Below are 25,502 nucleotides of genomic sequence, written 5' to 3'. Positions count from 1 at the left end.
CGTCCGCGTCCGCGAGGGAGCCTGGGTCCGAGAGGGCGCCTGGGTCCGCGAGGACGTCTGAGTCCGCGAGGGCGCCTGGGTCCGCGAGGGGACCTCCGGCCCGGACGGCGCTTCCGTCCGCGTGGACGCCCCCGCCCGCGACGGCGGCTCCGTTCGCACGGACGGATCTGTCCGCGACGGCGAGGGCGCCTCGAAGGCCTTCATGCGGTCCAGGACCCTGTCCGCGGTCGGGGCTTCCATACGGTCCACCAGGCGTCCGTCGGCGAGGAAGACGACCTCGTCGGCGTGGGCGGCGGCGACCGGGTCGTGGGTGACCATGACGACCGTGCGGGCGGTCCGGCGCACGGTCCCGCCGAGGAGGCCGAGGACCTCGCCGCCGGAGCGGGAGTCGAGGTTGCCGGTGGGCTCGTCGGCGAAGACCACGTCGGGTCGGCCGGCGAACGCCCGGGCCACGGCGACGCGTTGCTGCTGACCGCCGGAGAGCTCGGCCGGCCGGTGGTGGAGCCGGTCGCGCAGGCCGACGACGTCGATCAGGGCGTCGATCCACTCGGGGTCGCCCCCGACACCCGCGAGGTCCAGCGGCAGCCGGATGTTCTCCTCGACGGTCAGCGTCGGCACCAGGTTGAACGCCTGGAAGACGAAGCCGACGCGGTCCCGGCGCAGCAGGGTCAGGCGACGGTCGTCGAGGGAGCCGAGGTGGGTGTCGCCGATGTAGGAGGCGCCCTCGGTGAGCGTGTCGAGGCCGGCCGCGCAGTGCATGAGGGTGGACTTGCCGGAGCCCGAGGGCCCCATGATCGCGGTGAAGCGGCCGGCCGGGAAGTCGACGCTCACCCCGTCCAGGGCCCGCACGCCGGTGGCGCCGCTGCCGTACACCTTCACGGCGTCGACCACGCGGGCGGCCGGGAGCGTCCTCGCCGCAGCGGTCGTGGTGGTCGTGGCGGTCATGCCGCACCGCCCTTGCCCGCCGTGCGGCCGAACTGCTCGTCCAGGACGGACAGTCGGCGCCAGTACTCGTCCTCGTCGATCTCGCCGGAGGCGAAGCGGCGGCCGAGCACGGCGATCGGCGAGTCGCCGGAGGGCCGGGCGTCGGCCATGGCACGCCACGGTCCTCGACGGCCGCGCCAGACGGTGCGGCGCAGGACGGTGACGACGCCGAGGACGACGGCCGCCCAGATCAGCGGGAAGAAGAGGATCCACGGGCCCGGGCCGCCGTCCCAGTTCGCGAGAGTCTGCATGTCGGTTCATCTCCCTGGAGTGCTGCGGGTGTCGTTCGGTGATGCTTCGAGACTGGCTCCGGGGAGAGGGCCGAGTCGTCGTACGGCCAGCGGCAGTGCGTGTACCTCCCGGGGAGTACGCGGGTCTGTTCCGCCTGCTCCCCGAGGGTCTCGACTTCTGTAACTACTAGTATGTACAGTGAGCGCATGAGCACCTCGGACCGACTGATCGAGTCCACCCGTGAGCTGCTGTGGGAGCGCGGCTATGTGGGGACCAGCCCCAAGGCCATCCTGGAGCGCGCGGGCGCCGGACAGGGCAGCATGTACCACCACTTCAAGGGCAAGCCCGACCTCGCCCTGGCCGCGATCCGCCGGACGGCCGAGGAGCTGCGGGCCACCGCGGAGGGAGTACTCGGCGGCCCTGGCACGCCGTACGAGCGCATCGAGGCGTATCTGCGGCGCGAGCGCGACGTGCTGCGCGGCTGCCCGATCGGCCGCCTCACGATGGATCCGGACGTCGTCGCCAGCGACGAACTGCGCGCGCCGGTCGACGAGACGATCGACTGGATCCGTGAGCGCATCGCCGGGATCGTCGAAGAGGGCAAGGAACAGGGCCAGTTCGCTGCCTCACTGGACGGCGAGGAGATCGCGGCGACCGTCCTCGCGACGGTCCAGGGCGGCTATGTCCTCGCCCGCGCGTCCGGTTCGCCCGCCGCGTTCGACACCGGAGTGCGAGGCCTGCTCTCGCTGCTCACACCCCTCTCGTCGTAAGGAAGTAGCTACGTGCGGATCACCCGACAGCGCCCCGCAACCCGGCAGGGGGCGGCCGAGAACTTCACCGGGACGGTGTGGCTCGACGAACTGGCCGCACCGGCCGCCCCGTCCCGGTTGCGGATGTTCGACGTCCGCTTCGCCCCCGGCGCGCACACCGCGTGGCACCGCCATCCGCACGGCCAGGTGCTGTACGTCACCGAGGGCGAGGGCCTGGTGCAGCGCAGGCGCCGCCGCCGAGCCGATCCGGGCGGGCGACACGGTGTGGATCGAACCGGGCGAGTGGCACTGGCACGGGGCCGGGCCGCGCACCTCCATGACCCATCTCGCGGTCGTCGAGGCCGCGGAGGACGGCTCGACGACCGACTGGGACGCGCATGTCGCCCCCGAGGACTACCCCGCCTGAGGAGACGCCGATGCACGCCATGCAGTACGAACTCACCCTGCCCGCCGATTACGACATGGACGTCATCCGCGCGCGCGTGGCCCGGATCGGGCACCTGCTGGACGACTGGGAGGGGCTCGGCTTCAAGACGTACCTGGTGCGCGAGCGCGGGGCGAACGGCTCGCCCGTCAACCAGTACGCGCCCTTCTACCTCTGGAACACCGTGGAGGGCATGAACACCTTCCTCTGGGGAGGCGCCTTCCAGGGGCTCAGCGACGACTTCGGGCGGCCGTCGGTACGGCAGTGGACAGGGCTGTCGTACGAGGAGGGCGGCGCCGCCGGCTCCCCCGCCCGGTGGGCCGTGCGGCGGCGGCAACCGGTGCCCGAGGGCGCGGAGTTGGCCGGGGTGACGGCGGACGCGGTGGGTGAGGTGGAACGGCTGGCCGGGGAGGACGGCGCGGTGTGCGCGGCTGCCGCCGTGGACACCGCGCGCTGGGAGCTCGTCCACTTCTCGCTCTGGACGCACGAGTCGCCCAAGGCGGACGGCGAGGTGTTCGAGGTGCTGCACGTGTCGGCGCCGGGCCGGGAGCGGCTGCCGCGGGGACGACAGTGGTGAGGGCGGCCGCGGTCCGTACGGTGGCCGGTGACGTCCCCGCCGAGCAGCTCGGTGTGTGTGACGCTCACGATCATCTGTTCTTCGGCAGTCCCCAGCTGCCCGGGCAGGAACTGCGGAGTCTCTCCGCCGCGCGGGCCGAGCTGACCGCGTTCGCCGCGCTGGGCGGTGGCGCCGTGGTGCAGTGGACGCCGTACGGGCTGGGGCGGCGGGCCGCCGATCTGCCGCCGCTGTCGCGGGAGACCGGGGTGCGGATCGTCGCCGCGACCGGACTGCACCAGGCCGTCCACTACGACGACGCCACGCTCGCCGGGCTGCGCGGCAGGCTGGCCGACGTGTTCGTCGCCGAACTGACCGAGGGCATCGGGACGTCGGGGGTCCGGGCGGGGCTGATCAAGGTGGCGGGCGGTTTCCACGCGCTGGACGCCCACGCCCGCTGGACGATGACCGCGGCGGCTGAGGCCCACCACGCGACGGGGGCGCCGATCGCCGTCCACCTGGAGTTGGGGACCGGTGCGCTGGACGTACTGGACCTGCTCTGCGGGGAGTTGGGGGTGCCGCCGCGGCGGGTGGTCCTCGGACACCTCAACCGCTCCCCCGACTTCACCGTGCACCGCCAGGCCGCGGCATCGGGCTGCTACCTCGCCTTCGACGGGCCCTCGCGCGCCCACCACGCCACGGACTGGCGCATGCCGGACGCCGTACGGGCCCTGGTCGAGGCGGGTCATGGGGACCGTGTGCTCCTGGGCGGCGACACCACGACCGCGGCCGCCCGGTCGGTCAACGGGGGCCCGGGGATGCCGTATCTGCTGCGCCGGGTGCGGCCGCGGCTCGCGGTCGAGCTGGGCGACCTGGGTGAGGAACTGGTGCGGCGCATGCTCACCGACAACCCTGGTCGGGCTCTGGCCGTGGAGTGGGCGGGGTCTTGACGCCGCTCACCGGCAGAGGGCGTCGATGTCCTCGGAGAAGGTCGGGAACTCGGACCGGGCGGCGGTGACGATGTCGCGGGTGGAGCGGCGCGGGGTGGTCGCGTGGCGCTCGGCGAGGGCGGTGAGCGCCGGGTTCGGGCGGGCGTCGTACCGCTCGTGCTCCACGACCTCCATCGGCCCCAGGCCGTCGGCGAGCACCCACAGGAAGTCGGACAGGCTGGCCGCGACGACACCGCGCTCGCCCTCCGAGCCCAGGAACACGACGGGCTGCTCGACGAGGGGGCGCCCCGGCCGCACGCGCCACAGGGCGGCGAGGCCTCCGGTGCCGTCCTGCCCGAAGACCCGGTAGGCGTCGCCGTCCAGCGCGTGGTTGCCGGTCCAGTTGCGCAGCCAGTCGGTGGTCTCCTCGGCGGAGTCGAAGGCGTCGTACGGCTCGAAGTCGACGCCGTCCCCGTCGTCGTAGTCGAACTCCGCGCGGGCCACGTCGGCCAGGGCGGGCGGGAAGGCGCGGTCGTAGTCGGTCGTGTCGATCATGCCCCGCAGGTTAGTCGCCGGCACTGACAACGGCCCCTGGCCGCGGCGACAGACCTACGCCACCGAGATGTCCACCAAGGGCCGCAGTTTCGCTGCCGCGGCCAGCGCCTCGTGGGCGGGGTGGCTCACGAAGGCGGCCACCAGGCTTTCGTCCGCCGGGAGTTCGGCGGCCGGGTAGGCGATCTGCTCGTAGGCGGCCTGGAACCGCGGGCCCCAGCGGCGGGCACCGAGACGGGCCGTGCGGGAGCAGTTGTCGACCATGTACGCCACGTCGCGCGTGTGCATGTAGGGCAGGAGGGAGTCGACGGCCTCGATGACCGACTCGTTGACGATCTCCGACCAGGGGTGGCCGCGTTCGGCGAACTCGTCGATCTGGGCGAGCATGGTGGCGACGAAGACACCGGCGGTGAACGGGTCCACGGGCACCTCCCGTCGGCCCCGCCGTGCGCGCACCTCGGCACCGGCACGCCACATCGGGGACCCGCCGATCCCGCTCATCGGCCGTGCTCCGAGCCGCCGTTCGGCCAGGATCACGCTGCGCAGTTCGGTGCCGTCGGCGACCTCGTCGTAGATCTCCGCGACGATCTCGCGGGCGGGCCCGTAGGTCGCCGTGTACGCCCGGTCGAAGACCTCCCGGCCGGACGGTGGGAGTTCGTCACGGACCGCGCGCAGGCCGGAGTGCGAGACGGTGCGGGCGATCGGCCCGGTGACGTTCTCGCAGGACCTCTCGTACGCCGTGATCTCGTCGTCCCCGGCCAGGCGGTACCGCGTGTACAGCGTCTCGACGATGCCGTGGACGGCCCCCAGCAGGATGGCCCGCTCACCGACGATGTCCGAGAGGTATTCGCTCTCCAGCGTGGTCCGGAAGGTGTACGGCGATCCGAGCGCCACCGCCCAGCCGAGCGCGAGGTCGACGGCCCGGCCGTCGGGGTCGGCGTGCACGGCGAAACTGCTGTTGATCCCGGCGCCGTTGACATCGGCGCCCTGCTGGTAGAGGCGGCGCACGGAGTCGCCCATGCCCTTGGGGCACACGGCGATCACGGGGTGGCCCGCGGGGAACTCGCCGCCGTTCTCCCGGAGATGGCCGAGCAGGAAGCCGTGCGAGAGTCCGATCGCGGCGCCGGGCTTGAGCACCGCGAAGATCTCCGGGTGGTGGGCGGCGAGCGCCGCGTCGGCGATCAGCAGCACGACCAGGTCGCTGTCGGCGGCGACCGCGAGCCAGTCGCCGAGGGTGCCGTCCTCCTCGGTGAAGCCGTGGGCACGCGCGTCGGCGGCCGAGCGGGAGCCGGTGCGCAGGCCCACGGCCACCTCGATGTCCGTGCCGGCGAGGGAGTCGCGCAGGTTGAGCGCCTGGGCGCGGCCCTGCGGGCCCCAGCCGAGCACACCGATGCGCCGGACCCCGGCGAAGGCCCGCGGCAGCAGGGGGAAGAGGTGCCGGCCGCCGCGCAGGACGGTCTCGGTGCCGCCGGGGACGTCCATGGTCTCGAGGGCGAAGACGCCGGAGGCGTACGTGGTGGAGGTCATGGTGGAGTTGTAGGCTCCGGCCGAGCGTTGCGGCAAGCGCAACTTCCGCAGCGCGCTGTTGCATGAACTGAAAGGCCCAGGTCACGTGGATGATCACCGGGAGCTGCGGCTCTTCCTGCACCTCGCGCGGACGCTGAACTTCGGCCGGACGAGCCTCGACTGCCATGTCAGTCCGGCCACGCTGACGAGGACCGTGCAGCGGCTGGAGGCGGACCTCGGGCACCGGCTGTTCGACCGTGGCCCGCGCGGGGTGTCTCTGACCGCGGAAGGTCACCGTTTCCGCGAATACGCCGTCCAGGCCCTGGAGTTGTGGCGTGCCTACCGGGAGGAGCACCCCGACCCGGCCGAACTGACCGGCCGCCTCGCGGTGTTCGCGACGGTGACCGCCTGCCAGGCCCTGCTGCCCGACCTGTTGGCGCCCTTCCGCGCGGCCCATCCGCAGGTACGGCTGGACCTGCGCACCGGCGACGCGGCGGCCGCTCTGGCCAGGCTGGACGAGGGCGAGGTGGACGTGGCCGTCGCGGGGATCCCGGCCCGGCTGCCGGAGGGGTTGGTGAGCCGGACGGTAGCGGTGACCGAGCTGGTCCTCGTCACCGCGCGGGACCGCCCGGACCCGGACCTGGACGGGCCGTTCGTCCTCCCCCACCGCGGGCTCGTCCGTGAGGCGGCCGACCGCTGGTTCCGCGCCCGGGGCACGGCCCCCGACGTGGCCTGCGAGCCCGACGGCCACGAAGGGCTGCTGACGCTGGTCGCCCTGGGCTGCGGCACGGGCGTGGTCCCCCGCCTCGTACTGGAACACAGCGCGGTGCGCGCACGGCTGTCGGAGGTGCCCGCCGATCCGCTTCCCGAGGACTTCCCGATCGGTCTGTGCGTGCGCCGGGCCGACCTGCGCCGGCCGCTGGTCGCGGCACTGTGGAGCTTGACGGCGCCGCCGGTGGCCTGACCAGACTGATCCAAGCGACCCGACACCGATGGGGAGAGCATGCGAGTCGTCGTCATCGGCGGAAGCGGGCACATCGGCACCTTCCTGGTCCCCCGACTGGTCCGCGCCGGCCATGAAGTGATCAACATCAGCCGTGGCACCCGCACCGCCTACACGGAAGCCCCCGAGTGGCGGCATGTGCGTCAGGTGGTCGCCGACCGGCAGCGGGAGGACGGCGAGGGCACCTTCGGTGACCGCGTGGCGGGGCTGGGCCCGGAAGTCGTCGTCGACCTGGTCTGTTTCACCCTGGATTCGGCCACCGCGCTGGTCGAGCGGCTGCGCGGCGAGATCGGGCACCTGCTGCACTGCGGCAGCGTGTGGCGCCACGGCCCCGCCGACAAGCTGCCGATCTCCGAGGCCACGGGCACCCCGCCCGTCGGGGAGTACGGCATCCAGAAGGACCGGATCGCCCGGATGCTGAAGGAGGAGACCGCTGCCGGGGGCCTGGTGACCACGTCCCTGCACCCCGGGCACATCGTCGGCCCCGGCTGGCATCCGATCGGCCCGCTGGGGAGCCTCGACCCCGCCGTCTGGTACGCGCTCTCGGCGGGACAGCCGCTGAAGATCCCCGGCAGCGGCGCCGAGCTGATGCACCATGTGCACGCGGACGACGTGGCACAGGCCTTCGAGCGGGCGATCGACCGCCGGGAGGCGGCGTCGGGAGAGGACTTCGACATCGTGGCCCCCTCCGCGCTGAACGTCCGCGGCTACGCCCGGATCGCGGCCGGCTGGTTCGGCCGGACCGCGTCTCTGGAGCCGGTGACCTGGGAGGAGTTCCGCGAGACGACGGCCCCCGAACACGCCGAGGCGAGCTGGGAGCACCTGCACCGCAGCCAGTACCTCAGCATCGACAAGGCCAGGACCCTCCTCGGCTACGCCCCGCGCCACGAGCCGGAGGCGGCCGTACTGGAGTCGGTGCGGTGGCTGGTCGACCACGGCGAGCTGACGGTGGCGGGACCGCTCGACGTCCGACCGGCCACGCGCTTCTAGGCCCGGCCGGTGTCCAGGTGCCCCACCCGGGCCACGTTCTCCCGGTCCTCGGCGTCCTCGCTCGCCCGCGCGGTGAACCAGGCGTCGAGGATCTCCTTGAGCAGCGGCTCGGAGGTGAGGCGGAGGCTGAGCGCCAGGACGTTGGCGTCGTTCCAGCGGCGGGCGCCGTCCGCGGTGTAGGCGTCCGTGCACAGGGCGGCCCGTACGCCGGGGACCTTGTTCGCGGCGATGGAGGCGCCGGTGCCGGTCCAGCAGCACACGACGGCCTGGTCGGCCGTCCCCTCGGCCACCTCGCGGGCCGCGGCCTCGGAGCAGGCGGCCCACCGCGGGTCGGCGCCGGGGCTCAGGGCGCCGTACGCGACGACTTCGTGGCCGCGTGCCCGCAACTCGTCGAGGAGGGTGCGCGCGACCGGCTCGTCCATGTCCGAGGAGACGGAGATCCGCATGTCACGAGCCTACTCGGCGGTGCGTCCAGCGGACGAGGGGTTCCAGGTAGGCGACGTGCGGACCGGCGAGGTCCGGCAGTTCGGCCGGTGAGCCGACGAGGGTGATCCGGTCGAACTCGGGGACGCGCCCGCGTGCCGTCTCGTCGGCGACGAGTGCCTCGTAACGCTCGTGGAGCAGGGGCGCGGGCACGGGCGGGGCCAGGTAGTGGACACCGACCTGTCCGTCCTCGCCGTAGGTGACCAGACAGCGGGTGAGGTCGGCGGCCGGGTGGTCGACGCCGGTCTCCTCGGCCAGTTCCACGGCCGCGTGGCGGCGCAGCGCGTGCTCGTCGAGCGGCTCGTCGCCGGTGGGGGGTTCCACCGATCCGCCCGGGAACTGCCAGCGGCCGGGCGCGGCGGTGGACGTGGACATACGGCCGACCAGTAGGCGTCCGTCGTCCGTCGGTTGGACCACGCTCACGAACAGGGACCGCAGGACGGAGGCGCCCGGGACGCGGCGCAGGGCGAAGTAGCGGTAGGTCGTCCGGGACCAGGAGACGAGCAGGGTGTCCGGGTCCTCCCGCGAGAGTCCGGCGCAGACCGCCACCGGGCCGTCGAAGAGCGCCGGGTTGGCCAGGACGGCCTCGCCCCACTCGCGGTCCATGGCCGTGCGCGTCTGCGGCGGGAGCGCCGGGGGCGCCACCTCGACCAGGCGCAGCGTCTCGGCTTCGAGCAGTTCAGCCACGGGTCAGGGCCCCCAGCGGATCGTCCAGCACCGGCTGCCACGCCAACTCGGCCGCTCCGACCAGGCTGTTGTGGTCGAGGGTGCAGGCCAGGATGGGGACGCCGCCGCTCTGTCCCCACAGGCTGCGGTCGGCGACGACCGCGCGCAGGCGCCCGGGGTCGGCGTCCAGGAGGGTGCGGTGGAGGCCGCCGAGGATGATGCGGTCCGGGTTGAGGATGTTGACGAGACCGGCGAGGCCGAGGCCCAGGCGGTCGATCAGGGACTCGGCCGCCCTGCGGACGGCGGGGTCGTCGTAGTGGTCGCGGACGAGGTCGTCGGCCTGCCGGAGCAGGGACTGTTCGGGGCCGGGGTCGAGTCCCGCCGCCGTGAGCAGGGCCAGCGGGTCGGCCTCGACGTCCAGGCAGCCGCGGCTGCCGCAGTAACAGGAGCGGCCCTCGGGGTTCACGGTGAGGTGGCCGACCTCCAGGGCCAGGCCCGAACTGCCCGTGTGCAGCCGCCCGTCGAGCACCAGGGCGCCGCCCACGCCCCGGTGGCCGGTCGCCACGCACAGCAGGTCGCGGGCGCCGCGGCCCGCGCCGTGGCGGTGCTCGGCGAGTGCGGCGAGGTTGACGTCGTTGCCCGCGAAGGCGGGTCCGGTGATGCCGGCGGCGCGTACGCACTCGCCGAAGATGCGGCGGACGGGGGCGCCCGCGGGCCAGGCCAGGTGGAGGGGGTTGAGGGCGAGCCCGTCGGGTTCGGCGACCGCGGACGGCACGGCGAGTCCGGCGCCCACGCAGCGTCTGCCGGTCGTGCGCAGCAGGTCGGCGCCCGCCTCCACGACGGAGCCGAGGACCTTCGCCGGGTCGGCGTCGACGGTCTCGCAGCCGGGGGCGGTGGCGACGATACGGCCGCCCAGACCGACCAGGGCGGCCCGGAAGCCGTCGGCGTGCACCTGCGCGGCCAGCACGACCGGGCCGTCCTCGGCGACCGCGAGCCGGTGCGAGGGCCTGCCCTGCGAACCGGAGGCCGCGGTGGGCCGGGCGTCGACGCGGATCAGCCCGAGCGCCTCCAGTTCCGCGGCGACCGCGCCGGCCGTCGCCCGCGTCACCCCGAGCTCGGCGGTGAGCACGGCCCGGGTGGGCGCCCGCCCGGTGTGCACGAGCTCCAGCGCGGGCCCGAGCGCACCGCGCCCCCGGTCCAGCCGCGCCCTCGAGGTGGTCCCTTCCCCCGCCGGCCGGGGGTCCGCCTTGCCGCTCATGAGGGCGAGTCTCCCATGATCCGTTCGTCACCCCGGTCTAGAGGCCGCTGACCCGCAGCGTGATGTTCAGCCGTCCCGACAGCCCCAACTCGGGCGGGGCGGTGCCCGGATGCACGCGGGGCACCCCGTGGTACGCGAGCCTCGACGGGCCACCGAAGACGAACAGGTCGCCGCTGCGCAGCTCGACGTCCGTGTACGGCCTGGTCCGGGTGTCGGGGTTGCCGAAGCGGAAGACGCAGGTGTCGCCGAGGCTCAGGGAGACCACGGGCGCGTCCGACTGCTCGTCGCTGTCGCGGTGCATGCCCATGCGGGCGTCGCCGTCGTAGAAGTTGATCAGTGCGATGTCGTATCCGGAGGCGTCGGTGTCCAGGGCGTCCCGCACCGCTTCCCGGCCCAGCTCGCCCAGCCAGGCCGGGAAGGGCTTCACCGGTGTCCCGTCGCCGTCGACGACCGTGCGGGCGTAGGCGTACGGGTACCAGTGCCAGCCGAGGCAGACCTGCCGTGCGGTCATCGTGCCGCCGCCCGGGGTGCGGACCGTGCGCAGTCCGGCGGGCGGCCGTGCCCAGTCCCGGCAGGCCGCCAGCAGCTCGCGCTGCCGGGCCGGGGTCAGCCAGTCCGGCACGTGCACCGCGCCCGGGGCGAGCACCGTACGGGCTCGGGGGAACAGCTCGGCGTCCATGGTTCCATCCTGCCCGAGCGGGCCTGAGCTGCGGCTCGGCTAGCCTGGACGCACGATGGACGACCGAATGACGACGCCCTGGGGCGAGCTCGCCCTCACCCGTTTCCCCGAGGACCCGCGCGACCGGCTGCGCGCCTGGGACGCCTCCGACGAGTATCTGCTGAGGCATCTCGCGGACGAGGGGGTGGCGCTGTCCGGGACGGTGGTGGTGGTCGGGGACCGCTGGGGCGCCCTGGTCACCGCGCTGGCGGCACACCGGCCCACGCAGATCACCGACTCCTTCCTCAGCCAGGAGGCGACCCGCGCCAACCTCGCGCGCGCGGGCGTCGAGCCCGGCGCCGTGCGGCTGCTCACCACGCAGGACCCGCCGCCCGGCCGTGTCGACGTCCTGTTGGTGCGGGTTCCCAAGAGCCTGGCCCTGCTGGAGGACCAGCTCGCGCGGCTGGCGCCCGCGGTGCACGAGGGCACGGTGATCGTCGGCACCGGCATGGTCAAGGAGATCCACACCTCCACGCTCCAGCTGTTCGAGCGGATCCTCGGCCCGACCCGCACCTCGCTCGCCGAGAAGAAGGCCCGGCTCGTCTTCTGCACACCCGAGCCGTCGCTCGAACGGCCCGCCAACCCCTGGCCGTACGGCTACTCGCTCCCGGACGGCATCGGTGCCGCCTCCGGGCGGGCCGTCGTCAACCACGCGGGCGTCTTCTGCGCGGACCGGCTCGACATCGGCACCCGGTTCTTCCTCCAGCACCTGCCCGACAGCCGCGGCTCCCAGCGGGTCGTGGACCTCGGCTGCGGCAACGGGATCGTCGGTACGGCCGTGGCCCTGGCCAATCCCGAGGCGGAGGTGCTGTTCGTCGACGAGTCCTTCCAGGCCGTGGCCTCGGCGGAGGGGACGTACAAGGCGAACGGGGTGCCGGGGCAGGCGGAGTTCCGGGTCGGGGACGGTCTGACGGGGGTCCCGACGGGCAGCGTCGACCTCGTCCTCAACAACCCGCCGTTCCACTCCCACCAGGCCACGACCGACGCGACGGCCTGGCGGATGTTCACCGACGCGCGCAGGACGCTGCGGCCCGGCGGCGAGCTGTGGGTGGTCGGGAACCGGCACCTCGGATACCACGTGAAGCTGCGGAAACTGTTCGGCAACTCTCAACTGGTCGCCAGCGACCCCAAGTTCGTGGTGCTCAAGGCGGTAAAAAGGTCGAGTGACTGATTCCTCGGCGCGGGACTTCTACGACTCGCTGGCTCCCGACTACCACCGGATCTTCGCGGACTGGGACGCGAGCATGGCGCGGCAGGCGGCGGCCCTGGGCGCCCTCCTGGGGCCGGGTCCCCTCCGGATCCTGGACTGCTCGTGCGGGATCGGGACCCAGGCGATCGGGCTGGCGCAGGCCGGGCACAAGGTCGTCGGCAGCGATCTCAGTCCCGTCGCGGCCGCGCGCGCCGCGGCGGAGGCGGCGACGCGCGGCGCCCGGCTGCCGACGGCCGCCGCCGACATGCGGCGACTGCCGTTCGCGCCGTCCGTCTTCGACACGGTCGTCTGCGCCGACAACTCCCTGGCCCATCTGCTGACGGCCCCGGACGTGACGGCCGCCCTCGCGGACATGCGGCGCGTCCTGCGGGAGGGGGGTCTGCTGCTGCTCACCCTCAGGGACTACGACGAGATCCGCCGGACCCGGCCCGGGGCCGCGCCCCCGCAGGTGTCGGAGGGCTCCGACGGCCGGATGATCACCTTCCAGCTGTGGCACTGGCACGAGGACGGCGAGCGCTACGACCAGGAGTACTTCCAGCTCCGGCCCGGCGGCGGGGACGACTGGGCCGTCCGCGTCCGCCGTACGACCTCGTGGGCGCTGACCCGCGCACAGCTCACAGAGTTCGTCACGGCGGCCGGGTTCGCCGACGTGCGCTGGCACGAGCCGGCGTCCGGCGGGTTCTACCAGCCCGTCCTCACCGCGCGAGCAGCAGGATGATCCGTCGGGCCGCCTCGACCATGGCGTCCCGCCCCGCACTGAGGTACTTGCGCGAGTCCACCGCCTCGGGGTGAGCCGCCAGGTACTCCCGGATCGCGCCGGTCATGGCGAGGTTCAGCGCGGTGCCGACGTTGACCTTGGCGATGCCGCCCGCGACGGCCGCGGTGAGTTCCTCGTCGCGGACTCCGGAGGAGCCGTGCAGGACGAGGGGGACGTCCAGGGTGGTGGCGAGACGCTTGAGGAGATCGTGGTCGAGGGTGGCGGTGCGCTCGGTCATCGCGTGGGCGCTGCCGATGGCCACGGCGAGGGCGTCCACACCGGAGTCGGTGACGAAGGCGCGGGCCTCGGCGGGGTCGGTGCGGGCGCCGGGGGCGTGGGCGTCGAGCGGGGGGCGGCCGTCCTTGCCGCCCACTTCGCCCAACTCCGCCTCGATCCAGAGCCCTTGGGAGTGCGCCCAGTCGGCGGCGGCCCGGGTCGCGGCGAGGTTCTCGGCGTAGGGCAGGTGGGCGGCGTCGTACATCACGGAGCCGAAGCCGGCGTCGGCCGCCTGGCGGAGCAGCTCGTCGCTCTTGACGTGGTCGAGGTGCAACGCGACGGGTACGGCGGCGCGTTCGGCCGCGGTGACGGCGGCTCGGGCGAGTGGGTGGAGGCGGCCGTGGCGGAACTTGACGGCGTTCTCGCTGACTTGGAGGACCACGGGCGCGTCCAGGGTCTCGGCGCCGGTGATGACGGCCTCGACGTGTTCGAGGGTGATGATGTTGAAGGCGGCGACGGCGGAGCGGGCTGCGGCTGCGCGGGTGACGAGTTCGCCGGTGGTGGCCAGGGGCACGGCGTCTCCTAGGGGCGGGCGAGGATCACCGAGCGGGTGAGGTGGCGGGGCCGGTCCGGGTCGAGGCCGCGGGCCGCGGCGACGGCGACCGCGAGACGCTGCACACGGACCAGTTCGGCGAGGGGGTCCAGGGCGCCCGGCACCCACAGTGCGCCGGTCTCCCGCACCTGTTCGGCCAGTCCCTCGGGCACGTCGCCGAGCATCCAGGTGGCGGTGCCCCGGGTGGTGACGCTGATGGGGCCGTGCCGGTACTCCATCGCCGGGTAGGCCTCGGTCCAGGCGAGACAGGCCTCGCGCATCTTCAGTCCGGCCTCGTTGGCCAGCCCCACCGTCCAGCCGCGGCCGAGAAAGGTGAACTGCGTGCACCCGACGAGCTCTTCGGGCACCGGAGTCGCGAGCGCGGTACGGGCGTCGGCGACGACGGCGTCGGTGTGCAGGCCCAGGTGGGCGCGGAGCAGGGTGAGGGCGGTGGTCGCGAACCTCGTCTGGACGACGGAGCGTTCGTCGGCGAAGTCGAGGACGACGACCTCGTCGGCGGCGGTCATGACGGGGGTGGCGGGGTCGGCGGTGAGGGCCGTGGTGCGGGTACGCCCCTTCAACTGCCCGAGGAGGTCGAGGACTTCGGTGGTCGTACCGGAGCGGGTGAGGGCGACGACACGGTCGTACGAGCGGCCGCGCGGGAACTCCGACGCGGCGAAGGCGTCCGTCTCGCCCTGCCCCGCGCTCTCCCTGAGCACGGCGGCCGCCTGGGCCATGAAGTACGACGTGCCGCACCCGATGATCGCCACCCGCTCGCCGCGCGCCGGAAGGGCGCCAAAGTGGCGTACGGCCTCCGCCTCCGCCCGTTCCCAGCACTCCGGCTGGCTGGTCAGCTCGTCCTCGACATGGGTCATGCCCTACCCCTCGCTCGCTGTGCTTGTTCTTGCAAGATATAGCCTCTTTTCGAGCACATTCAAGCATCCGTGCCCAGGAAGGGTGCGTTAAGGTCGCCGGGAAGGCGAGGGACGGAGGGTGCGGATGTCGCGGGACGCCCGGTGGAAGGCGCTGCTGGAGCTGCTCGTCGAGCGGGGCCGGCTGGACGTCGAGGAGGCGGCCGTCGAGCTGGAGGTCTCGGCCGCGACGATCCGCCGTGACTTCGACCAGCTCGCCGAGCAGCAGATGCTGGTGCGCACCCGGGGCGGGGCGGTCGTGCACGGGGTGTCGTACGAGCTGCCGCTGCGGTACAAGACGGCCCGCCACGCCTCCGAGAAACAGCGCATCGCGAAGGCGGTCGGGGACCTGATCGCGCCCGGCGAGGCCGTGGGACTGACCGGCGGCACGACCACCACCGAGGTCGCGAGGGCGCTCGCCGTGCGGGGAGACCTCGCCGACGGCTCCCCCGCGCTGACGATCGTCACGAACGCGCTCAACATCGCCAACGAGCTGGCCGTACGCCCCCAGTTCAAGATCGTGCTGACGGGCGGGGTCGCGCGCCCGCAGTCGTACGAGCTCGTCGGGCCGCTCGCGGACGGGGTGCTCGGTCAGGTCACCCTCGATGTGGCGGTGCTCGGTGTCGTCGCCTTCGACGTCACGCACGGGGCCGCCGCCCACGACGAGGCGGAGGCCGCGATCAACCGGCTGCTGTGCGAGCGGGCCGAGCGGGTCGTCGTGGCCGCCGACTCCAGCAAGCTGGGGCAGCGGGCGTTCGCCCGGATCTGCGCCGCCGAGCAGGTCGGCACCCTGGTCACGGACTCGGCGGCGGCCCCCGAGACGGTCCGGCGGTTCGAGGAGGCGGGGTTGCGGGTCCTCACGGTGTGAGGGCCGTTCCCCTGACACCCGTGGCCGATCCTGCTTAGGCTGATCCGCAGGAGGCTGCGATGAGCGGATCACCTGGGGACCACACGGGCTACCTGCCGATCGCCGAGCACGGTCTGATCGGCGACCTGCGCAGTGTGGCGCTGGTCGGGACCGACGGCACCATCGACTGGTACTGCTGTCCGTCCTTCGACGCGCCGAGCGTGTTCGCGTCGATCCTGGACGGGGAGCGCGGGGGCCGCTTCGAGCTGGCGGCGACCGTGCCGGCGCGGACCAAGCAGTTCTACTTCCCGGACACCAACGTCCTGATCACCCGCTTCTACACCGAGGACGGCGTGGGTGAGGTCCAGGACTTCATGCCGGTCGACGGCGACACGGTGGAGGCCGAGCGGCACCGGCTGATCCGGCGCGTGGTGTGTGTCCGCGGTTCGATCCCGTTCCGCACGCGCGTGGCGCCGCGCTTCGACTACGGCGCCCAGCCGCACACCCTCCGCATGGTCGGGGACGTCGCGGTCTTCGAGTCCCCGAAGCTGTCGCTGGGCCTGACCGCGACCGTGCCGCTGGAGACCGAGGGCCCGGACGTACGCGCCGACTTCAAGCTCTCCGAGGGCGAGTCGGCGGTGTTCGCCCTGGACCAGGTCGGCGGTGAGGTGACCCCGCGCCGGTGCGCGCGCACCGAGGCCGAGGAACAGTTCAACAGCACGGTCGCCTACTGGCGGCACTGGCTGTCCGCCTCCAAGTACCGTGGCCGCTGGCGGGAGATGGTGCACCGCTCCGCCCTCACCCTCAAGCTGCTCACCTACGCGCCCACCGGCGCCATCGTGGCCGCGCCGACCACGAGCCTGCCCGAACAGCTCGGCGGCGAGCGCAACTGGGACTACCGGTACGTGTGGGTGCGGGACGCCGCCTTCTGTGTGTACGCGCTGCTGCGGCTCGGATTCACCAGCGAGGCCGAGCAGTTCATGGACTTCCTGATCCGGCACGTCAGTCCGGACGGCCACGGCCACTCCGGGCCGCTCCAGATCATGTACGGCATCGACGGCCGCACCGATCTGACGGAGCGAGAACTCGGTCATCTGGAAGGACATCGGGGCTCCGCGCCGGTCCGGGTCGGCAACGCCGCCGCCGACCAGCTCCAACTCGACATCTACGGCGCCCTGATCGACTCGATCTACCTCTACGACAAGTGGGCCAAGCCGATCTCCAGCGGCCAGTGGGACGACGTGTGCACGCTGGTGGAGTGGGTGTGCGAGCACTGGGACCAGCCCGACGAGGGCATCTGGGAGACCCGCGGCGGCCGCAAGAACTTCCTGTACTCGCGTCTGATGTGCTGGGTGGCGATCGAGCGGGCGATCCGCATGGCCAACCGGCGCGGTCTGCCCGCCGACCTGAACCGCTGGCGGGAGTGCCGGGACACCATCTACCGACGGATCATGGACCGGGGCTGGTCGGAGTCCCGGCAGGCGTTCGTCCAGCACGAGGACGACGATGTGCTGGACGCCGCCGTGCTGATGATGCCGCTGACCAAGTTCATCGCGCCGACCGACCCCAAGTGGCTGTCCACGCTCGACGCGCTGACCGAGGAGCTGGTGTCGGACTCCCTCGTCTACCGCTACGACCCGGCGGCGAGCCCCGACGGACTCCGCGGCGACGAGGGCACCTTCTCGATCTGCTCGTTCTGGTACGTCGAGGCCATGGTGCACGCCGGCCGGATCGACGAGGCGCGCCTGGCCTTCGAGAAGATGCTCACCTACGCCAACCACCTGGGCCTGTACGCCGAGGAGATCAGCAACACCGGCGAGCAGCAGGGGAACTTCCCGCAGGCGTTCACCCACCTCGCCCTGATCAGCGCGGCCTTCAACCTGGACCGGGCCCTCGGCTGAGGAGCCGGCCGGAATAGGCGTGGAGCCGTCCCCTGTTGCCGTCAGCATGACGACGAACGCGCCGCGCCCCGAGATCCTGCGCTACACCGCCTTCTCCAGCAGTCCCGAGGGCGGAAACCCCGCCGGCGTCGTGCTGGACGCCTCCACTCTGGACGACGGCGACATGCTGGCCATCGCCGCCGAGCTCGGGTACTCGGAGTCCGCGTTCCTGACCGCGCCGCCCGAGGGGCTCAAGGGACCGGAGGGGCGGACGTTCAGCATCCGTTACTTCAGTCCCAAGGCCGAGGTGCCGTTCTGCGGGCACGCCACCGTCGCGACCGCCCTCGCGCTGGCCGAGCGGATCGGCCCGGGAGAGCTGGTGCTCGCCACACCCGCCGGGACCGTGCCGGTGTCGGTGGCCGAGGAGGGCGGGACGCTCAGGGCCACGCTCACCAGCGTCGAGCCGCACGTCGAGGAGATCTCCGACGCCGACCTCACCGAGGCGCTGGCCGCCCTGGACTGGCCGGCCACCGATCTCGACCCGGCGTTCCCGCCCCGGATCGCGTTCGCCGGTGCCCGCCATCTCGTGCTGGCGGCGGCGACCCGCGCGCGCCTCGCGGAGCTGGCGTACGACTTCGCGCGCCTCGAAGCCCTGATGCACCGGCTGGACCTGACCACGGTCCAGTTGGTGTGGCGTGAGTCGAGCACCGTGTTCCACGTCCGTGACCCGTTCCCGGTCGGTGGTGTCGTCGAGGACCCCGCGACCGGTGCCGCGGCCGCCGCGTTCGGCGCGTACGCCCGGGAGCTCGGTCTGGTCCCCGAGGACGCCGTCCTCACCCTGCGCCAGGGTGAGGACCTGGGCCGCCCCGGCGAGCTCACGGTGACCCTGAGCGCGGGCGACCCCCGGGTCCGGGTCGGGGGCGCGGGGGCCCGCATCGGCTGAGGTCAGTGGCCGTGCTCGCCGGAGGACTCGTGGGGAACCTCCTGCGCGGGCGCGGCAACCGCTCCTCCCGCCCGGACCGTGAACGCGGCGGTGTGCACCTCGCCCCGGTGCTTGAAGTCGAGGAAGAGCCGGTACGTGCCGCTGCTGGGCGCCGTCGCCGTGAAGGAGATGTCCGGACCGGCGGCGGTGGTGCCGGGCTCGCCGTTCGGGTGGACGTGGAGGTAGGCGAGGTCACCGGAGCGCAGGGCGACCAGATGGCCGTAGGCGCCGAGGTAGGGCTGGAGGTCGGTGACGGGCCTGCCGTCCCGGGACACCGTCAGTTTCAGTTCGCGGGCGGCGCCGGGGCGCAGTGCTCCGCCGAGCTTCACCTCGTAGCCGTCGGCGGTGGCCGTGGTGTTCGGGGCCGGAAGGTCCCGGGGTGCGTAGGTGCCCGACACGGCCAGGTCCGCGCCGAGGGTGAGGTTCTCGGCGCCCTTCTTGTCGGGTGTGAAGTCGGCGAAGACCCGGTAGCCGCCCGCCCGGGGCAGGGCCACGGGGATGCTCCAGGTGCCGTCGGCGGCCCGGGTGGGGTGCAGATGGCGGTAGGTGTTCAGGTCGCGGGAGGCGACGATCAGGTGGAGTTCCTTGTCGTGCTCCCGACGGAAGGCCGTGACGGCGCGACCGTCGTCGCCCCGGACGGCGAAGCGGAGCTCAGCGGTGCGTCCGGCCGCGAGGCGGGGGGTGCGCAGATCGAGCGTGTAGCCGTTCTCGGAGATCTGGAGCCCGCCGGCCGGGGGCGACTCGTGCTCCGAGTGCCCCGGGTGCCCTGAGGCCCCCGACTGTACGGAGTCCCCGCCCGCGTGCGCGTCGTGGCGGGCGGGCGGCTCGTCGTCGGCGACGGGGCCTATGCCTTGGCCCACGCCGTAGGCGGTACCGAACGTCGCGGCCAGTGCGGCGGCGAACGCGGTGATCTTCAGTCCAGCGTGCATGACCGGCTCCTCCGGCTCGACAGGGGTTCCCGATGCGCTTCACGATACCCCCAGGGGGTATGAAGTCAAGTCGCCCCTCGGCTTGCTCCAGATACCCTCTGGGGGTATACAGGAGACGCGTCACAGAATACCCCCGCCCCGTATCCACGAGGAGCAGCGATGACCACCACCGCAGCGGCCGAGACCGAGCTCGCCATCGGCGGCATGACCTGTGCCTCGTGCGCGGCGCGCATCGAGAAGAAGCTCAACCGGATGGACGGCGTCACCGCCACCGTCAACTACGCCACCGAGAAGGCCCGGGTCACCCACACCGCGGACGTCTCGGTCCAGGACCTGATAGCGACCGTCGAGAAGACCGGGTACACGGCCCAGGAACCGGCACCACCCGAACCGTCGGCCCCCGACGACGAGGTGTCCGGCGAACTGCGTTCCCTGCGCGAGCGGTTGGTGACCGCGGTGGTGCTGGCGGTGCCCGTCATCGCGATGGCGATGGTCCCGGCGCTGCAGTTCGAGTACTGGCAGTGGCTGTCGCTGACACTGGCGGCGCCCGTGGTGACGTACGCCGGATGGCCGTTCCACAAAGCGGCCTTCACCAACGCCCGGCACGGCGCGGCCACCATGGACACGCTGATCTCGATCGGTACGACGGCCGCCTTCGGCTGGTCGCTGTGGGCGCTGTTCTTCGGGACCGCGGGCACTCCGGGCATGAAACACCCCTTCGAGCTGACGATCGCCCGCGGTGACGGCACCGGGAACCTGTACCTGGAGGCCGCGGCCGGGGTCACCGCGTTCATCCTGGCCGGCAGGTACTTCGAGGCCCGCTCCAAGCGCAGGGCGGGCGCGGCCCTGAAGGCGCTGCTGGAGCTGGGCGCGAAGGACGTCACCGTGCTGCGCCCGGACGGCCGTGAACAGACCGCGCCCGTCGGGGAGTTGCAGGTGGGCGACCGCTTCGTCGTCCGTCCCGGTGAGAAGATCGCCACCGACGGGACCGTCGTGGAGGGATCCTCCGCGGTGGACGCCTCGATGCTCACCGGTGAGTCCGTACCGGGGGAGGTCGCCCCCGGCGACTCCGTCACCGGCGCCACCCTCAACGTGGGCGGACGGCTCGTCGTGGAGGCGACCCGGGTCGGCGCGGACACCCGACTCGCCAGGATGGCCAAGCTGGTCGAGGACGCCCAGAACGGCAAGGCGGCCGCCCAGCGGCTCGCGGACCGGATCTCCGGGGTGTTCGTACCGGTGGTGATCGCGCTCGCGCTCGGCACCCTGGGCTTCTGGCTCGGCAACGGCGCCGGCACGGCCGCCGCGTTCACCGCCGCCGTCGCCGTGCTGATCATCGCCTGCCCGTGCGCCCTGGGCCTGGCCACGCCGACCGCGCTACTGGTCGGGACCGGGCGCGGTGCCCAACTCGGCATCCTCATCAAGGGACCCGAGGTCCTGGAGTCCACGCGCGCGGTCGACACCGTCGTCCTCGACAAGACCGGCACCGTCACCACCGGCAGGATGACGCTGCTGGCCGTGCACACGTCCTACGGCACCGACGAGGCCGAGGTCCTGCGGCTGGCGGGCGCCCTGGAGCACGCGTCGGAGCACCCGGTGGCCCGCGCGGTCGCCGACGGGGCGCTGGAGAAGCTGGGCTCACTGCCCACGCCCGAGGACTTCGCGAACGTTCCGGGTCTCGGTGTCCAGGGCATCGTCGACACACACGCCGTCCTCGTCGGACGTGAGCGGTTGCTCGCCGACTGGGCGATGGAGCTGCCCGAGGAGCTTCGGCTCATGAAGGCCACGGCCGAGTCGTCCGGGCGGACGGTGATCGCGGTCGCCTGGGACGGTGAGGCGCGGGCCGTGCTCGAAGTGGCCGACGCGGTAAAGGACACCAGCCGTGAGGCGATCACCCGGCTGCGGGGGTTGGGGCTCACCCCGATCCTGCTGACCGGTGACAATCGAGCCGTGGCCGAGGCCGTCGCCCGTGAGGTCGGTGTCGCCCCGGAGCACGTCATCGCCGAGGTCCTCCCGCAGGACAAGGTCGATGTCGTGAAGCGGCTCCAGGCGCAGGGCCGTTCCGTCGCGATGGTCGGCGACGGGGTCAACGACGCGGCCGCGCTGGCCCAGGCCGACCTGGGCCTCGCCATGGGCACCGGCACGGACGCCGCGATCGAGGCCGGTGACCTGACCCTGGTCAGCGGCGACCTGCGGGCGGCGGCGGACGCCATTCGCCTCGCCCGCCGCACGCTCGGGACGATCCGGTCCAACCTCTTCTGGGCCTTCGCCTACAACGTGGCCGCGCTGCCGCTGGCGGCGGCCGGACTGCTCAACCCGATGCTCGCGGGGGCGGCGATGGCGTTCTCGTCGGTGTTCGTGGTCGGCAACTCGCTGCGCCTGCGGTCGTTCGAGGCGGTCCGCTGACCCGGCGGGCAGAGGAGCCTCAACGGTCCCGTCAACTGGGCGAATTGACGGTCCGTCGGACATGAACGGCGGTCAGCGCCAGCGCCAGCGGCCCGGGCACCAGGAAGGCCAGCGGCACCAGCATCCAGGCGCACAGGGCCGCCGTGGCCACGGCGAGCAGCACCAGGGCGCTGCCGCCGACGTCCCGCACGGCCTCCCGGGTGCCCTCCCGGACCGCTGCCGGCCAGTCGTTGAGCGACTCGGGGCGGGCGCAGGCCCGCAGGCCCACCACCAGGGCGGCAGCCCCGATCCCGGCAGCCACCACCGCGAACAGCGGCGCCCCCGGCAGCCCGGCGCCGGCCAGCGCGAGATCCGCCAGGAACAGCAGCGCACCCGCCAGGGCGACAACTCCCGCCGCCAGGTCACCGGCCCGCAGCCGTCGCCGCAGGACCGCGACGTACCGTCCCGCGGTGGCGGGCCGGCCCTCCCCCGCGCCGCGCAGTACCGCACAGGCGGTCGACAGGGCGGCCGGGATCGTGACAACGGGCAGGCACACCACGGCCGTTGCCAGGCCGACGCTCAGCATGTCGGCGAACAGGGTCATCCGGGGGCCGAAGACCTCCCCGGGTTCACGGGCACCCGTCCCGCTCATCCCTTGAGTCCCGAACTGGCCATGCCCTCCACCAGGAACCGCTGGAAGGCGAGGAAGAACAGCACGATCGGCAGCAGCGCGATCACCGACATCGCGAACATCGGGCCGAACGCCGACTGGCTCGAGGCGTCCACGAACGAGCGCAGGGCGAGGGTGAGCGTGAACTTGTCCGGGTCGAAGAGGTAGATGAGCTGGGTGAAGAAGTCGTTCCAGGTCCAGATGAAGGTGAAGATCGCCGTGGTGATCAGCGCGGGCCTGGTCAGCGGCAGCACGATCCGGAAGAAGCTGCGGAAGGGCCCGCAGCCGTCGATGCGGGCGGCCTCCTCCAGTTCACGTGGCAGACCGCGCATGAACTGGACGATGAGGAAGACGAAGAAGGCCTCCGTGGCGAGGAACTTGGGCAGGATCAGCGGCCAGTAGGTGTTCACCAGGCCGAGCTGGTTGAAGATGATGTACTGCGGGATCAGGATCGCGTGGTGCGGCAGCATGATCGTGGCGATCATGAAGGCGAACAGCGGCCCGCGGAAGCGGAAGCGCAGCCGCGCGAAGGCGTAGGCGGCGAGCGAGCAGCTGATGACGTTGCCGAGGACCGCGCCGCCCGCGATCAGCAGGGAGTTGGACAGCAGCCGCCAGACGGAGACGTCGTTGACGCCCTCGAAGGCGGTCTCGTAGTTGGACCACTCCAGGTGACTCGGGAGGAGGCCGAGGCTGGCGATGACCTCGTCGGCGGGCTTGAGCGAGGTGGCCAGCAGCCAGGCCAGCGGGTAGAGCATCACGAGCAGGGCGGCCAGACAGCCCAGGTGCAGGGCGACCCGTCCCCGGCGAACGGGTTTGCGGACAAAGGCGGTTGTGGTCATCGGTCCCCCTCGGACGCGTAGAAGACCCAGGAGCGCGAGGTGCGGAACAGCACCGCCGTGACGACGCCGATGACCAGCAGCAGGACCCAGGCCATCGCGGAGGCGTAACCCATGTGGGAGGCGACGAAGCCGCGGTCGTAGAGGTACATCGTGTAGACGAGCGTCGAGTCGGCGGGGCCGCCCTTGCCCGCGCTCACCGCGAAGGCGGGCGTGAAGACCTGGAAGGCCTGGATGGTCTGGAGGACCAGGTTGAAGAAGAGCACCGGGGACAGCATGGGCACGGTGACGGACCGGAACTGCCGCCACCGGCCGGCCCCGTCGACGGCGGCCGCCTCGTACAGCTCGGCCGGGATCTGCTGGAGTCCGGCGAGGAAGATGACCATCGGCGCCCCGAACTGCCACACCGTCAGCAGTGCGACGGCCAGCAGCGCCCAGCCGGGTTCGTTGACCCAGCCGCCGGTGCCCAGCAGGTTGTCCACGGTGCCGCCGTCGTTGAAGACGGCCCGCCAGACGAGCGCGATCGACATGGAGGCGCCGAGCAGCGAGGGGGCGTAGAACGCGGACCGGTAGAAGGCCTTGCCGCGCTTCATGGACTTCAGGGCGAGCGCGACGGCCAGGGCCAGCGCGAGTTGCAGGGGCACGGCTATGACGACGTACGTCACGGTCGTGAGGACCGAGCGCCAGTAGCGCGGGTCCTCGGTGAACATCTGCGTGTAGTTGCGCAGGCCGACCCAGTGGGGCGGGTCGAAGAGGTTGTAGTCGGTGAAGGACAGGTACAGCGAGACGGCCATCGGCAGCAGGGTCAGGACGCTCGCGCCGAGGACCCACGGGGAGAGGAACACCCAGGCGGCGCCCTCGCGTTCGCGCTTGGGGCGGCTCCTCGGAGCGGTGGCGGTGGCGGGTTTCCCGGCCGTGGGGATCGTGGTGGTGGTCATGACCTCAGCTCCGCCTTCGCCTCCGTGACGTAGTCCTCGGCCGCCTCGCGGGGCGTCATGCGCTCGTAGGACACCTGGTCGTAGTCGCGCTGGAAGGTGGTCTGGAGGGCGTTGTCGCCGGAGGGCGGGGCCTGCGGCGGATCCTTCAACTTCCCTTCCAGGGAGGCCTGGTAGTCGGCCACCGTCTTGTCGAAGTCCTTCAGGAGCGGGGTGGTCTCCTCGCGGATGGTCTCGTTGACGGGGATGCCCCGGGTGGCGCCGAGGATCTTCGCCGCGCCCCGGTCGTTGAGGAGGAAGTCGACGAGCCGGGCCGCCTCCTCGGCGTGGCCGGTGTGGGCGGAGACGCCGAGGAACATCGACGGCTTGAAGTACTGCCCCGGCCTGCCGTCGGAGCCGGACGGCATGGGGGCCAGGGCGATCCCCGTCGGGACGAGCGCGAGGTAACCGCTCGACGGGGCGTCCCAGTTGGTGTCGGAGACCGCCTTGCCGCGGCCCAGCGGGGTGTTCTCCACGGAACCGTCGAGCTGGGTGGTCTGCTCGGCCGGGGAGACCGCCCCCTCGCGCCTCAACTGGTCTGTGAAAGTCCACCACTTGGTGAGGTCGTCGGCGGTGAATCCCAGTCCGCCGCTCTTCGTGTAGAGCTCCTTGCCCTGTCCGCGCAGCCAGACCTCGAAGGCGTCCTCGCTCTGACCGGGGTCGGTGGCGCCGGGTTTCCCGGTCTTCTCCGCCAACTCCCTTACGGACGCGGCCCACTGGGACCATGTCCAGCCCGCGCGCGGGAGCGGCACCCCGGAGTCCTTCCAGGCTTTGACGTCGTACACGACGGTCTCGGTGCCCCGGCCCTGCGGGATCGCGTACTGGGTGTCGTCCACGCGGCCGGTGGCGAGCAGCCCGGGGTCGATCTCGGAGGTGCGCAGGACCGTCTTCTGCTTCGCCAGGTCGAGCAGGACCCCACCGGAGGCGTACTGGTCGATCTGGCGGTAGTCGAGCTGCATCACGTCGGGTGCGTCGCCGCCCGAGGCCTGGACGGCCAGCTTCTGCTTGTAGGCGTCGTAACCCGAGAACGACGTCTGGACGGATATGTTCGGGTGCTGTTTCTCGAACAGGGCGACGGCCTGTTCGGTGCGCTCCGCGCGGTCGGGGTTGCCCCACCACGTGTAGCGGAGCACGACCTTGCCGCCGCCGACCGTCTCGCCGGAGCTCCCGCAACCGGCCGCCAGCGCGCAGAGCGCGAGTGCGACGGCCGAGGCGCAGAACCCCTTTGTCCTGTGTCCGGGCATGCCGA

Annotated in this window: 25 protein-coding genes and 2 pseudogenes; 12 read left to right on the top strand and 15 right to left on the bottom strand. The window is 72.5% G+C overall.

The features are described 5' to 3' along the window. Positions 1-180: 180 nt before the first annotated feature. A pseudogene (locus ABZ098_RS17030) lies at positions 181-945 on the bottom strand (ABC transporter ATP-binding protein); the annotation flags it as partial. Continuing rightward, positions 942-1,235, bottom strand: a complete 294-nt coding sequence (locus ABZ098_RS17025) for an SHOCT domain-containing protein (protein WP_356591752.1) — start codon at positions 1,233-1,235, stop codon at positions 942-944. The gene ABZ098_RS17025 and the pseudogene ABZ098_RS17030, both read right to left, overlap by 4 nt. A gap of 186 nt (positions 1,236-1,421) precedes the next feature. On the opposite strand from ABZ098_RS17025, the gene ABZ098_RS17020 reads away from it, so the two are divergent. From ABZ098_RS17020 to ABZ098_RS17005, 4 genes and pseudogenes are all read left to right on the top strand, one after another. After that, entirely contained in the window at positions 1,422-1,985 is a 564-nt protein-coding gene (locus tag ABZ098_RS17020; RefSeq protein WP_356591750.1) for a TetR/AcrR family transcriptional regulator, read from the top strand. 12 nt (positions 1,986-1,997) lie between these two features. Then, a pseudogene (locus ABZ098_RS17015) lies at positions 1,998-2,391 on the top strand (cupin domain-containing protein). Positions 2,392-2,401: 10 nt separating this feature from the next. Next, a complete protein-coding gene (locus ABZ098_RS17010) occupies positions 2,402-2,986 on the top strand; it encodes a DUF4865 family protein (RefSeq protein WP_356591748.1) in 585 nt (194 codons plus the stop codon). After that, the gene (locus ABZ098_RS17005; RefSeq protein ID WP_356591746.1) at positions 2,980-3,912 is read left to right on the top strand and encodes a phosphotriesterase; all 933 of its coding nucleotides are present in this window, start codon (positions 2,980-2,982) and stop codon (positions 3,910-3,912) included. Before ABZ098_RS17010 ends, ABZ098_RS17005 begins: the two co-directional genes overlap by 7 nt. Before the next feature lie 6 nt (positions 3,913-3,918). Here ABZ098_RS17005 and ABZ098_RS17000 read toward each other — a convergent pair whose 3' ends face one another. After that, the gene (locus ABZ098_RS17000; protein WP_356591744.1) at positions 3,919-4,446 is read right to left on the bottom strand and encodes an SMI1/KNR4 family protein; all 528 of its coding nucleotides are present in this window, start codon (positions 4,444-4,446) and stop codon (positions 3,919-3,921) included. A gap of 54 nt (positions 4,447-4,500) precedes the next feature. Beyond that, positions 4,501-5,970, bottom strand: a complete 1,470-nt coding sequence (locus tag ABZ098_RS16995; protein ID WP_356591742.1) for a ketol-acid reductoisomerase — start codon at positions 5,968-5,970, stop codon at positions 4,501-4,503. 85 nt (positions 5,971-6,055) lie between these two features. On the opposite strand from ABZ098_RS16995, the gene ilvY reads away from it, so the two are divergent. Then, positions 6,056-6,913 (top strand): HTH-type transcriptional activator IlvY, encoded by an 858-nt coding sequence (gene ilvY, locus ABZ098_RS16990; protein WP_356591740.1) that lies wholly within the window; start codon positions 6,056-6,058, stop codon positions 6,911-6,913. Between the two features lie 39 nt (positions 6,914-6,952). Next, positions 6,953-7,942 (top strand): NAD(P)-dependent oxidoreductase, encoded by a 990-nt coding sequence (locus tag ABZ098_RS16985; RefSeq protein WP_356591738.1) that lies wholly within the window; start codon positions 6,953-6,955, stop codon positions 7,940-7,942. Here the strand turns inward: ABZ098_RS16985 and ABZ098_RS16980 are convergent. Genes ABZ098_RS16980 through ABZ098_RS16965 form a run of 4 tightly spaced genes read right to left on the bottom strand, consistent with a single transcriptional unit; the run spans position 7,939 to position 11,028 of the window. Then, positions 7,939-8,388, bottom strand: coding sequence for an RpiB/LacA/LacB family sugar-phosphate isomerase (locus ABZ098_RS16980; RefSeq protein WP_356591736.1), 450 nt, complete (start codon positions 8,386-8,388; stop codon positions 7,939-7,941). The genes ABZ098_RS16985 and ABZ098_RS16980 overlap by 4 nt on opposite strands. 1 nt (position 8,389) lies before the next feature. After that, on the bottom strand, positions 8,390-9,112 hold the full coding sequence (locus ABZ098_RS16975; protein WP_356591734.1) for an NUDIX hydrolase: 723 nt from the start codon (positions 9,110-9,112) through the stop codon (positions 8,390-8,392). Beyond that, positions 9,105-10,349 (bottom strand): ROK family protein, encoded by a 1,245-nt coding sequence (locus ABZ098_RS16970; RefSeq protein WP_356591732.1) that lies wholly within the window; start codon positions 10,347-10,349, stop codon positions 9,105-9,107. Before ABZ098_RS16970 ends, ABZ098_RS16975 begins: the two co-directional genes overlap by 8 nt. A 37-nt stretch (positions 10,350-10,386) precedes the next feature. Continuing rightward, positions 10,387-11,028, bottom strand: a complete 642-nt coding sequence (locus ABZ098_RS16965) for an alpha-ketoglutarate-dependent dioxygenase AlkB (RefSeq protein ID WP_356591730.1) — start codon at positions 11,026-11,028, stop codon at positions 10,387-10,389. 67 nt (positions 11,029-11,095) lie between these two features. On the opposite strand from ABZ098_RS16965, the gene ABZ098_RS16960 reads away from it, so the two are divergent. Both ABZ098_RS16960 and ABZ098_RS16955 read left to right on the top strand, forming a co-directional pair. Next, complete coding sequence (locus ABZ098_RS16960; protein ID WP_356591728.1) at positions 11,096-12,238, top strand: methyltransferase; 1,143 nt, start codon at positions 11,096-11,098, stop codon at positions 12,236-12,238. Continuing rightward, complete coding sequence (locus ABZ098_RS16955) at positions 12,231-12,995, top strand: class I SAM-dependent methyltransferase (protein WP_356591726.1); 765 nt, start codon at positions 12,231-12,233, stop codon at positions 12,993-12,995. The genes ABZ098_RS16960 and ABZ098_RS16955 overlap by 8 nt, the downstream gene beginning before the upstream one ends. On the opposite strand, the gene ABZ098_RS16950 is transcribed toward ABZ098_RS16955, so the two are convergent. Together ABZ098_RS16950 and ABZ098_RS16945 are read right to left on the bottom strand one after the other, a co-directional pair. Further along, the gene (locus ABZ098_RS16950; RefSeq protein ID WP_356591724.1) at positions 12,973-13,824 is read right to left on the bottom strand and encodes a class II fructose-bisphosphate aldolase; all 852 of its coding nucleotides are present in this window, start codon (positions 13,822-13,824) and stop codon (positions 12,973-12,975) included. The genes ABZ098_RS16955 and ABZ098_RS16950 overlap by 23 nt on opposite strands. An 8-nt stretch (positions 13,825-13,832) precedes the next feature. Further along, the gene (locus ABZ098_RS16945) at positions 13,833-14,717 is read right to left on the bottom strand and encodes an SIS domain-containing protein (protein ID WP_356591722.1); all 885 of its coding nucleotides are present in this window, start codon (positions 14,715-14,717) and stop codon (positions 13,833-13,835) included. A gap of 124 nt (positions 14,718-14,841) precedes the next feature. On the opposite strand from ABZ098_RS16945, the gene ABZ098_RS16940 reads away from it, so the two are divergent. The 3 genes from ABZ098_RS16940 to ABZ098_RS16930 are packed head-to-tail and all read left to right on the top strand — an operon-like array spanning position 14,842 to position 18,423. Beyond that, positions 14,842-15,621, top strand: coding sequence for a DeoR/GlpR family DNA-binding transcription regulator (locus ABZ098_RS16940; RefSeq protein WP_356591720.1), 780 nt, complete (start codon positions 14,842-14,844; stop codon positions 15,619-15,621). A gap of 59 nt (positions 15,622-15,680) precedes the next feature. Beyond that, on the top strand, positions 15,681-17,501 hold the full coding sequence (locus ABZ098_RS16935) for a glycoside hydrolase family 15 protein (protein ID WP_356591718.1): 1,821 nt from the start codon (positions 15,681-15,683) through the stop codon (positions 17,499-17,501). Positions 17,502-17,547: 46 nt separating this feature from the next. Next, positions 17,548-18,423 carry a PhzF family phenazine biosynthesis isomerase gene (locus tag ABZ098_RS16930; protein ID WP_356591716.1) on the top strand — a complete coding sequence of 292 codons (876 nt, stop codon included), beginning with the start codon at positions 17,548-17,550 and terminating at the stop codon, positions 18,421-18,423. A 2-nt stretch (positions 18,424-18,425) separates the two neighbouring features. Here the strand turns inward: ABZ098_RS16930 and ABZ098_RS16925 are convergent, their stop codons facing one another. Further along, the gene (locus tag ABZ098_RS16925; RefSeq protein WP_356591714.1) at positions 18,426-19,391 is read right to left on the bottom strand and encodes a hypothetical protein; all 966 of its coding nucleotides are present in this window, start codon (positions 19,389-19,391) and stop codon (positions 18,426-18,428) included. Positions 19,392-19,550: 159 nt separating this feature from the next. Here ABZ098_RS16925 and ABZ098_RS16920 point away from each other — a divergent pair, with 159 nt between their 5' ends. Beyond that, complete coding sequence (locus tag ABZ098_RS16920; RefSeq protein WP_356591712.1) at positions 19,551-21,794, top strand: heavy metal translocating P-type ATPase; 2,244 nt, start codon at positions 19,551-19,553, stop codon at positions 21,792-21,794. 31 nt (positions 21,795-21,825) lie between these two features. Here the strand turns inward: ABZ098_RS16920 and ABZ098_RS16915 are convergent, their stop codons facing one another. Genes ABZ098_RS16915 through ABZ098_RS16900 form a run of 4 tightly spaced genes read right to left on the bottom strand, consistent with a single transcriptional unit; the run spans position 21,826 to position 25,497 of the window. Continuing rightward, positions 21,826-22,425, bottom strand: coding sequence for a hypothetical protein (locus ABZ098_RS16915; protein WP_356591710.1), 600 nt, complete (start codon positions 22,423-22,425; stop codon positions 21,826-21,828). Next, positions 22,422-23,282: a carbohydrate ABC transporter permease gene (locus tag ABZ098_RS16910; RefSeq protein WP_356591708.1), complete on the bottom strand. Its 861-nt coding sequence runs from the start codon at positions 23,280-23,282 to the stop codon at positions 22,422-22,424. Before ABZ098_RS16910 ends, ABZ098_RS16915 begins: the two co-directional genes overlap by 4 nt. Then, positions 23,279-24,217: a sugar ABC transporter permease gene (locus ABZ098_RS16905; RefSeq protein WP_356591706.1), complete on the bottom strand. Its 939-nt coding sequence runs from the start codon at positions 24,215-24,217 to the stop codon at positions 23,279-23,281. The genes ABZ098_RS16910 and ABZ098_RS16905 overlap by 4 nt, the downstream gene beginning before the upstream one ends. After that, complete coding sequence (locus ABZ098_RS16900) at positions 24,214-25,497, bottom strand: ABC transporter substrate-binding protein (protein ID WP_356591704.1); 1,284 nt, start codon at positions 25,495-25,497, stop codon at positions 24,214-24,216. The genes ABZ098_RS16905 and ABZ098_RS16900 overlap by 4 nt, the downstream gene beginning before the upstream one ends. Between the last annotated feature and the right edge of the window lie 5 nt (positions 25,498-25,502).

This window comes from Streptomyces sp. NPDC006335, from assembly GCF_040612795.1.
In the GTDB taxonomy this organism is placed as follows: domain Bacteria; phylum Actinomycetota; class Actinomycetes; order Streptomycetales; family Streptomycetaceae; genus Streptomyces.
Note: the sequence above shows the minus strand (reverse complement) of the source record. Positions and strands in the feature narration are given on the sequence as shown.

Excerpts from the sequence above, each read along its gene's own strand:
- ABZ098_RS16940 (WP_356591720.1), top strand. The coding sequence starts at position 14,842 with ATGTCGCGGGACGCCCGGTGGAAGGCGCTGCTGGAGCTGCTCGTCGAG.
- ABZ098_RS16935 (WP_356591718.1), top strand. The coding sequence starts at position 15,681 with ATGAGCGGATCACCTGGGGACCACACGGGCTACCTGCCGATCGCCGAG.
- ABZ098_RS16905 (WP_356591706.1), bottom strand. The coding sequence starts at position 24,217 with ATGACCACCACCACGATCCCCACGGCCGGGAAACCCGCCACCGCCACC.
- ABZ098_RS17000 (WP_356591744.1), bottom strand. The coding sequence starts at position 4,446 with ATGATCGACACGACCGACTACGACCGCGCCTTCCCGCCCGCCCTGGCC.
- ABZ098_RS16970 (WP_356591732.1), bottom strand. The coding sequence starts at position 10,349 with ATGAGCGGCAAGGCGGACCCCCGGCCGGCGGGGGAAGGGACCACCTCG.
- ABZ098_RS16925 (WP_356591714.1), bottom strand. The coding sequence starts at position 19,391 with ATGCACGCTGGACTGAAGATCACCGCGTTCGCCGCCGCACTGGCCGCG.
- ABZ098_RS17010 (WP_356591748.1), top strand. The coding sequence starts at position 2,402 with ATGCACGCCATGCAGTACGAACTCACCCTGCCCGCCGATTACGACATG.
- ABZ098_RS16965 (WP_356591730.1), bottom strand. The coding sequence starts at position 11,028 with ATGGACGCCGAGCTGTTCCCCCGAGCCCGTACGGTGCTCGCCCCGGGC.
- ABZ098_RS16960 (WP_356591728.1), top strand. The coding sequence starts at position 11,096 with ATGACGACGCCCTGGGGCGAGCTCGCCCTCACCCGTTTCCCCGAGGAC.
- ABZ098_RS16945 (WP_356591722.1), bottom strand. The coding sequence starts at position 14,717 with ATGACCCATGTCGAGGACGAGCTGACCAGCCAGCCGGAGTGCTGGGAA.
- ABZ098_RS16995 (WP_356591742.1), bottom strand. The coding sequence starts at position 5,970 with ATGACCTCCACCACGTACGCCTCCGGCGTCTTCGCCCTCGAGACCATG.
- ABZ098_RS17025 (WP_356591752.1), bottom strand. The coding sequence starts at position 1,235 with ATGCAGACTCTCGCGAACTGGGACGGCGGCCCGGGCCCGTGGATCCTC.
- ABZ098_RS16910 (WP_356591708.1), bottom strand. The coding sequence starts at position 23,282 with ATGACCACAACCGCCTTTGTCCGCAAACCCGTTCGCCGGGGACGGGTC.
- ABZ098_RS16915 (WP_356591710.1), bottom strand. The coding sequence starts at position 22,425 with ATGAGCGGGACGGGTGCCCGTGAACCCGGGGAGGTCTTCGGCCCCCGG.
- ABZ098_RS16930 (WP_356591716.1), top strand. The coding sequence starts at position 17,548 with ATGACGACGAACGCGCCGCGCCCCGAGATCCTGCGCTACACCGCCTTC.
- ABZ098_RS16980 (WP_356591736.1), bottom strand. The coding sequence starts at position 8,388 with ATGCGGATCTCCGTCTCCTCGGACATGGACGAGCCGGTCGCGCGCACC.
- ABZ098_RS16985 (WP_356591738.1), top strand. The coding sequence starts at position 6,953 with ATGCGAGTCGTCGTCATCGGCGGAAGCGGGCACATCGGCACCTTCCTG.
- ABZ098_RS16900 (WP_356591704.1), bottom strand. The coding sequence starts at position 25,497 with ATGCCCGGACACAGGACAAAGGGGTTCTGCGCCTCGGCCGTCGCACTC.
- ABZ098_RS17020 (WP_356591750.1), top strand. The coding sequence starts at position 1,422 with ATGAGCACCTCGGACCGACTGATCGAGTCCACCCGTGAGCTGCTGTGG.
- ABZ098_RS16920 (WP_356591712.1), top strand. The coding sequence starts at position 19,551 with ATGACCACCACCGCAGCGGCCGAGACCGAGCTCGCCATCGGCGGCATG.